This is a genomic window from Modestobacter sp. NPDC049651 (genome assembly GCF_040659695.1).
Lineage (GTDB): Bacteria > Actinomycetota > Actinomycetes > Mycobacteriales > Geodermatophilaceae > Modestobacter.
In genome coordinates this window covers 196,243-208,789 of record NZ_JBFAOG010000005.1, presented here as the reverse complement: position 1 = coordinate 208,789, position 12,547 = coordinate 196,243, and the positions used below count along the sequence as shown (strand labels likewise).

Below are 12,547 nucleotides of genomic sequence, written 5' to 3'. Positions count from 1 at the left end.
CCCGGTCCTGCTCCGCCTTCGGCGCCGGAAGCGGACCCGCTCCCGGCGCCGAGGGCGGGTTCAGAGCAGGTCGGAGGAGATCCGGGGGAGGACGCTCCAGCCGCTCAGCGAGGAGTTCGCGCGGGACAGGTCGGCCTCGAAGTCGACCTCCACGGCGGAGAACCGGGAGATGTCGACCGGCCGGAAGCGCAGGCCCTCCTCGGCGATCGCCGTCTCGATGCCGCGCTCGAAGTAGTCCTGGTCGGCGCAGGCGGCCAGGTGCCGGATGAGCACCGGCTTGTCGGCGGCGGACACGTAGTTGATGCCCACCGCCTCGCCCAGCCCGCCGACGACCGTCTTGGACAGCTCGGCGATGAAGCCGTCGTCGTCCAGGGTGTACTTGACCTCCTCGTCGGCGACCGCCGAGGTGTCGACGCAGACGAAGCTCTGGTCGGCGCGCACCAGCTCGGTGGTCTCGTCGAGCACCGCCGGCTCGAACACCACGTCGCCGTTCACCCAGAGCACGCCGCCGGGGCGGGTGGTGCGCAGGGCGCGCAGCAGGCTCTTGGAGGTGTTGGTCGACCGGTAGTCGGGGTTGAAGGCGAAGAGCAGGTCGGGGACCGCCGCCATGATCTTCTTCTTCTTGAACCCGACGATCGCGGTCACCGAGGTGTCCGGGCCGAAGACGGCGCGGATGCCGTCCAGCTGCTGCTGCATGATCGTCCGGCCGTCGACCAGGGGGGTCAGCGGCTTGGGGTGCGGGCGGCCCAGCCGGGTGCCCATGCCTGCGGCCAGGATGACCACCTGGACCGACGACTCGACGGACCGCAGCGAGGGCAGATCGGTCATGGGGCCGACCTCGTGGGCCCGGCCGGAGCTGAGCTGGTCAGCGGAGCGCATGCTCGTGTCCTCCCTCGGTGGTGGTGCCCTCCAGGGCAGCGGGGGTGCTGCCGGAGGAGATGACGTCGACCACCCGGTCGGTGGCGTGGCCGTCCTCGAGCGACGTGAACGTCTGCCGGAACGCGGCGTACGCGTCGGCGTGCGCGGCCGCGACGTCCTCGACGTCCCGGATCGCGGTCAGCACCTCGTCGCTGGTGGCGAGCATCGGCCCGGGGGCGACGTCCTCCAGGTCGAAGTAGAAGCCGCGCAGCGTGTTGCGGTAGTGGTCGAGATCGTAGGTGAAGAACAGCAGCGGCTTGCCGGTCACCGCGAAGTCGAACATCGTCGACGAGTAGTCGGTGACCATCAGGTCGGCCGCCAGGTACAGGTCGCTCACCTCCGGGTGCCCGGAGACGTCGACCACCGGCGCGCCCTCGGGCAGCTCCAGCCGGTCGAGCACCATCGAGTGCAGCCGCAGCAGCAGCACGTGGTCCTCGCCCAGCCGGCGGGCGAACTCCGCGACGTCCAGCGCCAGCGAGTGGTCGGGCAGGCCCTCGCCGAAGACCGTGTCGTCGCGCCAGGTCGGCGTGTAGAGCACGGCGGTGACCCCGTCGGCCACGCCCAGCTGCTCTCTGACGGCGGCCCGGCGGGCGTCCCGGTCCGGCGCGTTGAGGACGTCGTTGCGCGGGTAGCCGGTCTCGTGCACGGGGCGGTCGGTGTAGCCGAACGCCCGGCGCAGCCGCGGCGTGCTGACGGCGTTGGGGGAGAGCAGGTGGTCCCAGCGGGCGATGTCCAGCTCCAGCCGGTCCAGCCGCCCCTCCGGCGCCCACATCACGTCGCGGTGGATGCGCTTGAGCGGGGTGCCGTGCCAGGTCTGCAGGTACAGCGTGCCGGCCGGCTTCTCCCAGACCACGTCGAGGTGGTCGTTGGAGACGACCACGTCCGCGGACTCCAGCGCCGCCCGGCCCTCCGGCGTGCCGTAGCCGGCCTTCTCCACGTCAGCGGGGAAGACGCCCTCCCAGCGCGGCGCGGTGAGCCAGACGTGCTCGACGTCCGGGCGCCCGCGCAGCCGCTCGTAGACGGCCCGGGGGCTGTCGGAGAACTGGCCGCGCAGCGAGTGGTAGACGACCCTCATCGGGCGACCACCCCGGCCAGCACCGGGCGGACCAGCTCGGCCAGCTCGGTCCACGACGAGACGACGGCGACGACGCCCGCGTCGCGCAGCTGCGCCTCCCGCTCGGCCCGCTCGGCGGGCTGCACGAACCGCAGGTTGCCCACCGTGGGGCAGCCGGCGCGGACCGCGGACAGCGCACCGGGCAGCGAGTCCTCGACCGCCAGGCCCTGCTCGGGGGCGATGCCCAGCTCCGCGCAGGCGTGCAGGTAGACAGCCGGGTCGGGCTTGCTGGTGGGGGTGGGCAGCGAGTCCTCGGCGCTGAACCGCCGCTCGGCGGGCAGCAGCCCGGCGAGACCGGCGGCCCGGAAGCAGGCGTCCAGCCGGGTGAGCGCGCTGGAGCTGACCGCGGCCAGGGTCAGCTCGCGCCCCAGCTCGGTGAGGGTGCCGACGACCTCCGCGTCGGGGGTGAGCACCCGGCCGAGGTGCTCGCTGACCGCGCGCTTCTCCTCGGCCACCCACTCCTCGAGGTCGGTCACCGCGACACCGGCGTCCGCGGCCAGGTCGGTGGCCGTCGTCCGGAAGTTCTTGCCCGTGGACGTCCGGCGCAGCTCCTCGGCGGTGTACCGCCGGCCCACACCGTGCGCGGCCAGGAAGCGGTTGGTCACCTCCGCCGAGGCCTCGAAGGCGGGCTCCTCCGACGGGAACAGGTTCCCGTCGGCGTCGCAGAGGAGGGCGTGCAGGCCCGCGGGGAGCGCGGGGAGCGCAGTCATCGCTGCGTCCTCCTGTCGGGGGTCAGGACGGGTCGGGCCGGCCGCGGGCGCAGGGCGGGGGCGCGGTCGCCCGGACGGGCGGCCGTGTGCGGATGATCCCGGACGGCACCGGTCGGTTGTCCAGCCAGGGTGGGGGACAGGCGTGCGGTGACGTTCGGCGCGAGCTCCGCGGTGAGGTGCGCGGCCAGCGTCGCGGCGACGCCGTCCCGGTCGAGCTGCTCGAGGTCCTCGGTCAGCGCGGCCACGAACCCGGCGTCGTCGGCCAGGTCGCCGAACAGCCCCGGCGCGGCCAGCAGCGGGCGCGGGTCGGTGCCGCCGGCGCGAGCCAGCGCACCGAGCTCGGCGGCCCGGGCGTCCGGCAGCTGCAGCGGGCGTCCGGCCAGGTCGGTGCCGCGCAGGTAGCGCACCCAGCCGGCCACCGCGAGGGTGAGCAGCTCGCTGGGCCGGCCCGCCCGCCGCGCCGCGCGCAGCGACGGCAGGAGGTTGCCGGGGATCTTCGTCGAGCTCCGCCGGCACAGCCGGTCGAGCCCGTCGGCGATCGCCGGGTTGGCGAACCGGCCGAGCAGCACCTGCTGGTACTCGTCGAGGTCGATCCCCGGCGGTGGCGGCAGCAGCGGCCCGACCTCCTCGGCCATCAGCCGGCGGATGAACCCGCGGAACAGCTCGTCGGCCATCAGCTGGTCGATCCGCTGGTGGCCGGCCAGCACGCCCAGGTGGCCGAGCGCCGAGTGGCCGGCGTTGAGCAGCCGGGTCTTCATCAGCGCGTACGGGGCGACGTCGGGCACGAACCGGACGCCGACGCCGTCCAGCGGCGGGCGCCCGGCGCTGAACGAGTCCTCGATGAACCACTGCGTGAACGGCTCGGTGACCACCGGCCAGCGGTCGTCGACGCCGAACCGCTCGGCGATCGCGGCCCGCTCCTCGGGGCTGGTGGCGGGCGTGATCCGGTCGACCATGCTGCTGGGGAAGGCGACGGTGTCGGCGATCCAGCGGGCCAGCACCTCGTCGACCCGCTGGGCGTGGCCGACGACCGCGGCCCGGGTGACCGCGCCGTTGGCGGGCACGTTGTCGCAGGAGAGCACGGTGAACGGCGGCAGCCCCGCCGTCCGCCGCCGGGCCAGCGCCTCGACCAGGTGGCCGAACACCGAGCGGGGCTGGTGCGGGGTGGCCAGGTCGCGCAGCGCCTCGGCGTCCGGCCGGTACTCGCCGGTGCGCCGGTCGACCAGGTACGCGGCGTCGGTGATGGTCATGGTGACCAGCCGGGTGCGCGGGTCGGCGAGCACCGACAGCACCCGCTCGGGGTCGTCGGGGGCGTAGACGTAGTCGACCATCGCGCCGACCACCCGGGCCCGCTCGACCCCGGCGTCGCGCTCGACGAGCGTGTAGAGGGTGTCCTGGGGGGCCAGCGCGTCGCGCATGGTCGGGCTGTGCAGCCCGACGCCGACGACGCCCCAGCCGGTGTCACCGGACTCGGCGAGCTCGTCGAAGTAGACGAGCTGGTGGGCTCGGGAGAAGCCGCCGACGCTGAGGTGCACCACAGCAGGGGTCAGGGCGGACCGGTCGTAGCCCGGCACGTGCAGCCGTTCGGCGTGCCGGAGGAGCGTCCCCGCGTTCAGCGGGTGGACCGGTGCGACGGCGGCCGGGGTGGCCTGCTCGTCGGGACGCGCGATCCCTGCTGTCATTCGCTCACCTCGCCTCGAGGCCATCTCCCGGCTCGAGGCGAGACACGCCGAGGACGCGGCCGACAGGTCCAGGCGCGCGTGCACGCGGGTTCTACCGCGAACGCTCTGCTGGAGGACGACCAGCTCGCCCCCCGGGTTCCCCTCCCGTGGGTCGTGCGTCCCCGGGCGCGCCGTGATCCGCGGTTGCGGGGTCGCGACGGCCGGGTGGCGCCCGTGGTTGGACGCCGGTGGCTCATCTTGCCCTGGCGTGTCGTCGCTCAAACAATCCGCAGGTCAACGGCGGGGTGATGGGCGTCTCCCGGGACACGCCCGGTGAGTTCGAGTCGACACGCCGAGTAACCGGTCACGGAATGACAACGCTGTGTTTAAGTGACGCGGCGATCCGCCGTGGGGGAACGGTGGGTGCGGGCGGAAGGCAGTGGATGGCAGCGCGGCACACCGGGGCGACCGAGACGACCCGGGACGACGGTCACCGGTTCCGCCGTCGCCGTCCCGCAGCGCTGCTGGCCGCGCTGGTCACCGGTGGCCTGGCCGCCGCGCTGCTGGGCAGCCAGGCGCTGCCGCGGTCCGCCGACGGTGACCAGACCCCGGTCTCCTCGCTGCTCGCCGCGGACGCCCAGACCCAGGCCGACGAGACCGAGCTGACGCCGCAGATGGCGATCACCGAGGTCGAGGCGCAGGCCCGGCTGCAGGAGGTCGCCGCCAACCGCGCCAAGCGCGCCGCCGAGGCCGCGGCCGCCGCCGAGGCCGCCAAGCCGGACTTCGTGCTGCCGGTGCACGGCTACCGGATGACCACCTGCTTCTGCATGCGCTGGGGCGTCATGCACTGGGGCGTCGACCTGGCCGCCCCGATGCTCACCCCGGAGTACGCGGCCGGCGACGGCGTCGTGCTGCGTGCCGGTGCCGCCAGCGGCTTCGGCCTGGCCGTCTACGTGCTGCACGAGAACGGCGACGTGACCGTCTACGGCCACATGGAGAAGATCCTGGTCAAGGCCGGTCAGGTGGTCGAGGCCGGCCAGCAGATCGCGCTGCTGGGCAGCCGCGGCCAGTCGACCGGCCCGCACCTGCACTTCGAGGTGCACCAGGGCGGCATCAACGGCAAGCGCATCGACCCCGTCGCGTGGCTCGCCGCCCGCGGCGTGGACGTGTAGTCCTGCTCTCTCGCGAGAAGGCGGGTCAGGGTGTGAAGCGGTAGCCCATGCCGGGTTCGGTGTGCAGGTACCGCGGGTGGGCCGGGTTCGGCTCGAGCTTGCGGCGCAGCTGCGCCAGGTAGACCCGCAGGTAGTTGGTCTCCCGCTCGTAGGCCGGCCCCCACACCGCCTGCAGCAGCTCCCGCTGGCCGACCAGCCGGCCGGGTGCCCGCACCAGCTCCGACAGCAACGCCCACTCGGTGGGGGTGAGCCGCACCGGCGCACCGTCGACGGTCACCTGCTTCGCGGCGAGGTCGACGGTGAAGTGGTCGGTGACCACGCTGGCCTCGCCGGTCTCCCCGGGGCCGCGCCGCAGCACCGCGCGCAGCCGGGCCAGCAGCTCGGCCATGTCGAACGGCTTGGTCACGTAGTCGTCGGCGCCGGCGTCGAGCGCCTCCACCTTGTCGGTGCTGTCCGCCCGCGCCGAGAGCACCAGCACCGGGCCGGTGAACCACGGCCGCAGCCCGGCGAGCACCTCGGTGCCGTCGAGGTCGGGCAGCCCGAGGTCCAGGACGACGACGTCCGGGTGCACCTCGGCCGCGTCGCGCAGCGCGGACGTGCCGTCGGGTGCGGTGACCACCTCGTGGCCGGCCGCGCGCAGGCTGATCCGCAGCGCCCGCAGCAGGTGCGGGTCGTCGTCGACGACGAGCACCCGGCTCATGCCATCGCCGCGGGGGCCGGGGCGTCCGCGAGCGCCAGCGACAGCACCATGGTCAGCCCGCCCCCGGGGGTGTCCTCGGCGGTCAGCGTGCCGCCCATCGCCTCGGTCAGGCCGCGGGCGACCGCCAGCCCGAGCCCGACCCCCTGCCCGGCGGGCGCGTCGCCCAGCCGCTGGAAGGGCGCGAACACCCGCTCCCGGTCGGCCCGCGGCACGCCCGGCCCGCGGTCGACGACGCGCAGCTCGACCCGCCCGGCGGCGACCCCGGCGCGGACGTCGACCGGGCCGGTGGGCGCGTGCTGCGTCGCGTTGCCGACCAGGTTGGCGACCACCCGTTCCAGCAGCCCGGCGTCGGCGCGGGCGGCCGGCAGGTCGTCCGGGGCGTCGAGCGCGACCCGGGCCTGCTGGGCGTCGTCCAGCCATGACAGCGCCGCGTGCACCACCGCGGGCAGGTCGACCGGCGACACGGTGGGGCTGATGACGCCGGACTGCAGGCGGCTCATGTCCAGCAGGTTGTCGACCAGGCCGGTGAGCCGGTCGGCGGACTCGTCGACGGTGTCGACCAGCTCGGCGCGGTCGTCGTCGGTGAGGGCGAGGTCGGCCGACCGCAGCGCGGACGACGCGGCCTTGATCCCGGCCAGCGGCGTGCGCAGGTCGTGGCTGACGGCGGCCAGCAGCGCGGTGCGCATGCTGTTGCCGGCCGCCAGCCGGTCGGCCTCCGCGGCCTGGGCGGACAGCCGGCCCTGGCGCAGGGCCACGGCGGCCTGCTCGGCGAAGGCGACCAGCACCCGGCGCTCGCCGGCGTCCAGCGTCCGGCCGCACAGCCGCAGCAGCAGGGTGTCGGTGACCGGCACCTCGTCGGGGTGCGCGCCGGGGGTGCCGCCGCACTCGCCCACGATCCGCTCGCCGTCCTCGCCGTTGCGCTCGACCATGCTCACCGCGTTCAGCCCGAAGGCCTCGCGGATCTGCTCGAGCATGCTGGTGATGCCGCGGTCGCCGGCCAGCACCGAGCGCGACAGCGAGGCGAGCATCGCCGTCTCCGCCGAGGAGCGCGCGGCCTCGGTGGCCCGCCGCGCCGACCGGTCGACGACGGTGGCGACCGCGACCGCGACCACCAGGTAGCCGGCCAGCGCGACCACGTCGTCCACCCGGTTGACGGTGAACCGGTGCGTGGGCGGGGTGAAGAACCAGTTCTCGGCCAGACCGCCGATGACCGCGGCGACGATCGCCGGGCCGAGGCCGCCGACCAGCGCCACGGCGACGACCAGCAGCAGGAACACCAGCAGCACGCTGGCCAGCGACAGCACCGAACCGGCGGAGAGGCACAGCGCGGTCACCAGCGGCACACCGACCAGCGCCAGGGCCAGCGCCAGCCAGCGGCGGCGCCAGGTGACCGCGGTGGTCGGCCGGGGCAGCCGCCAGCCGCGGGACCCGGCGGCGGCGTGGGTGACCATGTGGACGTCGATCTCGCCGGAGCGGGCGATGACCTCGCCGCCGATGCCGCGCCGGACCGCGCGGGCCCAGCGGGAGCGGCGGCTGGTGCCCACCACCAGCTGGGTCGCGTCGACGCTGCGGGCGAACTCGAGCAGCGCCGAGGCCACGTCGTCACCGACCACCTGGTGGTGGGTGCCGCCGAGGCTCTCCACCAGCGCCCGCTGCCGCTCGAGGGTGTCCGGCGAGGCCCCGGCCAGCCCGTCGGCGCGCAGCACGTGGACGGCGAGCAGCACCCCGTCGCCGTTGCGGCGGGCGACCCGGGCGGCGCGGCGGATGAGCGTCTCGCCCTCGGGGCCGCCGGTGATGGCCACGACGACCCGCTCGCGGGCCTCCCACACGTGGTCGATGTCGTGCTCGGACTTGTAGCGGCGCAGGCCCTCGTCGACCCGGTCGGCCAGCCAGAGCAGCGCCAGCTCGCGCAGCGCGGTCAGGTTGCCGACCCGGAAGAAGTTGCCCATCGCCGCGTCGACCCGCTCGGCGGGGTAGACGTTGCCGTGCGCCATGCGGCGGCGCAGCGACTCCGGCGACATGTCGACCAGCTCGACCTGGTCGGCCCGCCGCACGACCTCGTCGGGCAGGGTCTCCTGCTGGGTGATGCCGGTGATCTGCTCGACGACGTCGGTGAGGCTCTCCAGGTGCTGCACGTTCACCGTGGTGATCACGCTGGTCCCGGCGGCGAGCAGCTCCTCGACGTCCTGCCAGCGCTTGGCGTTGCGCGAGCCCGGCGTGTTGGTGTGCGCGAGCTCGTCGACGACGACCACCTCGGGGGCCCGGGCGAGCACCCCGGCGACGTCCAGCTCGCGCAGCGTCACGCCGCGGTGGGTGACCTCCGCCCGGGGCAGCACCTCGAGGCCCTCGAGCTGCTCGGCGGTGCGCGGCCGGCCGTGGGTCTCGACCACCGCGACGACGACGTCCTGACCGCGCTCGGCGCGCCGGCGGGCCTCGCCGAGGGCGGCGAACGTCTTCCCGACGCCGGGCGCGGCGCCCAGGTAGATGCGCAGCGTGCCGCGGGCCATGCCGACCATGATCCGCCTCCGTCCGTGCAGGTGAGGGCGCCGACGCGTCAAGACCCCGTCAAGACACCCGGACGGGTGCCGGGCGCTGCCATGATCGGCGCCGTGAGCGCGGCGAGCGAGGACTCCAACCGGCGGATGCTCCGTGCCCGCGACGCGATGGACCGCCGCTACGCCGAGCCGCTCGACGTCCCGACCCTGGCCCGGATCGCGCACGTGTCGGAGGCGCACTTCATCCGCACCTTCCGCGCCGCGTTCGGCGAGACCCCGCACCGCTACCTCCAGCGGCGCCGGGTGGAGCGGGCGATGTGGCTGCTGCGGTGCACCGACCGCACGGTCACCGACATCTGCATGGACGTCGGGTTCAGCAGCCTGGGCACGTTCAGCCGGGTGTTCCGCGAGGTGGTGGGGGAGCCGCCGTCCGTGCACCGGCGCCGCGGGCCGCTGCCGCCGGCGCCCAGCTGCTTCGCGATGGCCTGGCTGCGGCCGGCCGGCGATGCAGCAGTTTCGGAGAAGCCGGCGGGGGCGCCGCGTCCCTAGCGTCTGGGCCATGTTGACCCGGATCGCCATCACCCAGATCTTCGTGCCCGACCAGGACGCCGCGCTGGACTTCTACGTCGGCAAGCTCGGCTTCGAGGTGCGCACCGACCAGGCCTTCGGCCCGATGCGCTTCCTGACCGTCGCGCTGCCCGACGACCCCGGCCACGAGGTGCTGCTGGAGAAGCCCGGCCCGCCCGGGTACAGCGAGGAGGTCGCCGCCCAGGTGCGGGACCTGATCAGCAAGGGCGCCGCCGGCGGCCACCTGTTCTTCGCCACCGACGACGCGCACAAGACCCACGCCGAGTTCAGGCAGCGGGGGGTGGAGATCACCGAGGAGCCGGTCGACCGCGGCTACGGCATCGACTTCGGCTTCCGCGACCCGTTCGGCAACCACGTCCGCGTCTCCCAGATGAAGCAGCCCTGACCGGCTTTCGGCGCCGAAGGTGACAGCACTTTCGGCGCCGAAAGTGGGACGGCGGGCGGCAGCGGGGTCCTTCGTCAGCCGACGTGGACGTGCGGACGGCGGCGGCGGTCGGGCTCGGCCTCGCGCAGCACCTCACGGGTGACCGGCGCGATCTCGCCGACGCCGAAGAGCAGGAACCGCAGGAAGTTGGCGGCCGGGTTGCCCTCGGTCCACTCGAAGTAGATGTGCGGCGTGACGCCGGTCGTGTCGCGGGCGGCCAGCAGCACGGCGGCCAGCGCGTTGGGCACCGAGGAGCTCTCCAGGGTGAGCACCCGGTACTGGCCGTGGCAGATCTCGCCGTGCACCCGGATCGCGCTCTCGAACTCCGAGGGGTCGCGGACGGTGACCTCGATGAAGACGACGTCCTCGTCGGGCAGGTCGTGCTCCTTGGTGATCTGCGCGAGCTTGGCCCGGTACTGCTCGGCGTCGCGCGCCTGCGGCTCGTTGGCGACCAGCCGGACGCGTCGGCGCGAGCAGTCCCGGAGGAACATCTGCGCCAGCTCGTCGAACTCGACGTCGGTGGTGCGCAGCTCGAACGACCGGGACAGCCGGGAGACGAACGAGACGAGCACGATGGTCGCGATGAAGATCAGGCCGATCTTCAGGCCGTCGGGCCGCTCGACGATGTTGGCCACGGTCGTGTACGCGAAGATCGCCGCGACCACGCCGAAGCCGAAGACCTTGCGCCGCTCGCCGGCCCGCCGGGCGGCCAGCGTCACCGCCACCGAGGCCGAGGTGATGAGCACCAGCACGCCGGTCGCGTAGGCCCCGCCCTGGGCGTCGACGTCGGCGTCGAAGACCCAGGTGATCAGGAACGCCGCGCCGGTGAGCACCAGCACCAGCGGCCGGGTGGCCCGGGCCCACCGCGGGGCCATGCCGTAGCGCGGCAGGTACCGGGGGATCAGGTTGAGCATCCCGGCCATCGCGGAGGCACCCGCGAACCACAGGATGCAGATCGTCGAGACGTCGTAGACCGAGCCGAACGCGCTGCCCAGGTACTCGTGCGCCAGGTAGGCCAGCGCCCGGCCGTTGGCCTGGCCGCCGGGTTCGAACTCGTCCTGCGGGATGAGCAGCGTGGTGGCGAAGCTGCTGGTCACCAGGAAGCAGCTCATGATCACCGCGGCGGTCAGCAGCAGCTTCTTGGTGCCCCGGACGCGGCCCGCCGGGTTCGCCTCGGTGTCGGCCGGGTCGCCGTCGACGTGGGGCATGACGGCCACGCCGGTCTCGAAGCCCGACAACCCCAGCGCCAGCTTCGGGAAGACGATCAGCGCCACCGCGATGACGGCGAGCGGGCTGGAGTGCTCGGCCCGGACCGCCGACGTCCAGTCGCCCACCAGGTCCGCGGCGGTGACGACGTGCCACAGCGCGACGGCGATGACGACGAGGTTGAGCGCCAGGTAGGCGGCGACCAGGTAGACCGCGACGCCGATCGCCTCGCCGAACCCGCGCAGGAAGACCGCGCCGAGCAGCGCCAGCAGGAACAGCGTGATGAGCACCCGGTGGTCGCCGAAGGACTCCGGGACGTGCGGGTTCTCCGCGATGTGCGCGGTGGCGTCGGCCGCCGAGAGGGTCATCGTGATGATGAAGTCGGTGGCGGCGAAGCCGAGCAGCGCGAGGACGAACAGCTTGCCCTTCCAGAAGGTGAGCAGCCGCTCGAGCATCGCGATCGACCCCTCGCCGCGCGGGCTCTCGCGGGCCACCCGCCGGTAGACGGGCAGCGCGCCGAGGAGGGTGAGCGCGACGAGCACCAGGGTGGCGATGGGGGAGATGACGCCGGCGGCGAGCGCGGCGATGCCGGGCTGGTAGCCGAGGGTGGAGAAGTAGTCGACGCCGGTGAGGCACATGACCTTCCACCACGGACGGCGCTGCTCCTCGTGCGCCGGCTCGCCGTGCGGGCCCTGGTGGCTCGCACCCTGCTGGGCCGACTCGTCGTCCAGCAGCCAGCTGCGCACCGGGTGGCGCCGGACCGGCGTCGAGGTGGCCACGTTCTCTCCCGTCGGGGCCGCCCGGACCCTCCGGTGTCCCGGGACCCGACGGTACGAGTGGTCGCGGCGACCCGCGGGCCGAAGTCGTCAAGAATCCGTCAAGGTCGCGTCAGGGACACCCGTCGGTCACCCGCGGCGGTGGTGCGGGAGCCGCCGGGCCGCCAGCACCAGCAGCAGCGCGGCCAGGACGGCGGCCGCCGCCCACTGCGCGTGGTCGACCACCCGGGGCCCCAGCGCCCGGCTGAGCGTCACGACTGTGGTGGCCCAGCCGGCGCCGGAGACGACGATGGCCGGGACGGCGACGCGAGGGGGCACCCCGGCGGCGCCGGCCAGCCGGGGGAGCAGGGTGCGCACCTCGGCGATCCAGTGCCCGGCCGGCAGGAGCAGCCACGCGCCGGGGCCGTTGTGCTCGGCCAGCCACCCGCGCGCCCGCATGGTGCTCCGCTCGACCCGCTCGCGCACCGGCCGCGGCAGCCAGCGCACCGGCGCCGGGTGGCGGCCCCGCCACAGCCCGTGCAGCGCGCCGCCCACGGTGGCCGCGGCGGCGACGGCGCAGACCAGCGCGAGCGACGTGCCGGACGCCGACGCCCAGAGCCCCAGCGCGACCAGCGTGGTGGCGCCGGGCAGCAGCAGCCCGAGCAGCGTGCCGCTCTCGGCGAGCAGCAGCGCACCGGCGGCGGCCAGCACCGCGGCGGCGGGCCAGCCGGCGACGGCGTCCAGCAGCGTCCTCAGCACGGCTCCCCCCTCACCTGCTGATCATCGCGGACGCCGCTGACACCC

Annotated in this window: 11 protein-coding genes; 3 read left to right on the top strand and 8 right to left on the bottom strand. The window is 74.4% G+C overall.

All coding sequences use genetic code 11. The annotated features are described in order from the left end of the window. Positions 1–60: 60 nt before the first annotated feature. From AB0J00_RS09990 to AB0J00_RS09975, 4 genes are read right to left on the bottom strand one after another with little or no spacing between them, the layout of a single operon-like run. On the bottom strand, positions 61–828 hold the full coding sequence (locus AB0J00_RS09990; RefSeq protein WP_357743615.1) for an NTP transferase domain-containing protein: 768 nt from the start codon (positions 826–828) through the stop codon (positions 61–63). A gap of 37 nt (positions 829–865) precedes the next feature. Continuing rightward, positions 866–1,993, bottom strand: a complete 1,128-nt coding sequence (locus AB0J00_RS09985; protein WP_357743613.1) for a CDP-glycerol glycerophosphotransferase family protein — start codon at positions 1,991–1,993, stop codon at positions 866–868. Then, positions 1,990–2,742, bottom strand: coding sequence for an HAD family phosphatase (locus tag AB0J00_RS09980; protein ID WP_357743611.1), 753 nt, complete (start codon positions 2,740–2,742; stop codon positions 1,990–1,992). Before AB0J00_RS09980 ends, AB0J00_RS09985 begins: the two co-directional genes overlap by 4 nt. Continuing rightward, complete coding sequence (locus tag AB0J00_RS09975) at positions 2,739–4,424, bottom strand: mannitol dehydrogenase family protein (protein ID WP_357743609.1); 1,686 nt, start codon at positions 4,422–4,424, stop codon at positions 2,739–2,741. The genes AB0J00_RS09980 and AB0J00_RS09975 overlap by 4 nt, the downstream gene beginning before the upstream one ends. Positions 4,425–4,846: 422 nt before the next feature. Between AB0J00_RS09975 and AB0J00_RS09970 the strand changes: the two genes are divergently transcribed. Next, positions 4,847–5,575: a M23 family metallopeptidase gene (locus AB0J00_RS09970; RefSeq protein ID WP_357743607.1), complete on the top strand. Its 729-nt coding sequence runs from the start codon at positions 4,847–4,849 to the stop codon at positions 5,573–5,575. 25 nt (positions 5,576–5,600) lie between these two features. On the opposite strand, the gene AB0J00_RS09965 is transcribed toward AB0J00_RS09970, so the two are convergent. Further along, positions 5,601–6,275, bottom strand: a complete 675-nt coding sequence (locus AB0J00_RS09965; RefSeq protein WP_357743605.1) for a response regulator transcription factor — start codon at positions 6,273–6,275, stop codon at positions 5,601–5,603. Continuing rightward, positions 6,272–8,782: a DUF4118 domain-containing protein gene (locus tag AB0J00_RS09960; protein WP_357743602.1), complete on the bottom strand. Its 2,511-nt coding sequence runs from the start codon at positions 8,780–8,782 to the stop codon at positions 6,272–6,274. The genes AB0J00_RS09965 and AB0J00_RS09960 overlap by 4 nt, the downstream gene beginning before the upstream one ends. 102 nt (positions 8,783–8,884) lie before the next feature. Here AB0J00_RS09960 and AB0J00_RS09955 point away from each other — a divergent pair, with 102 nt between their 5' ends. Continuing rightward, positions 8,885–9,319, top strand: a complete 435-nt coding sequence (locus AB0J00_RS09955) for an AraC family transcriptional regulator (protein WP_357743601.1) — start codon at positions 8,885–8,887, stop codon at positions 9,317–9,319. A 10-nt stretch (positions 9,320–9,329) separates the two neighbouring features. Continuing rightward, positions 9,330–9,743 carry a VOC family protein gene (locus tag AB0J00_RS09950; RefSeq protein WP_357743599.1) on the top strand — a complete coding sequence of 138 codons (414 nt, stop codon included), beginning with the start codon at positions 9,330–9,332 and terminating at the stop codon, positions 9,741–9,743. A gap of 74 nt (positions 9,744–9,817) precedes the next feature. Here the strand turns inward: AB0J00_RS09950 and AB0J00_RS09945 are convergent, their stop codons facing one another. Then, complete coding sequence (locus AB0J00_RS09945) at positions 9,818–11,767, bottom strand: amino acid transporter (RefSeq protein ID WP_357743597.1); 1,950 nt, start codon at positions 11,765–11,767, stop codon at positions 9,818–9,820. A 126-nt stretch (positions 11,768–11,893) separates the two neighbouring features. Beyond that, positions 11,894–12,502 carry a hypothetical protein gene (locus AB0J00_RS09940; RefSeq protein WP_357743595.1) on the bottom strand — a complete coding sequence of 203 codons (609 nt, stop codon included), beginning with the start codon at positions 12,500–12,502 and terminating at the stop codon, positions 11,894–11,896. Positions 12,503–12,547: the final 45 nt, after the last annotated feature.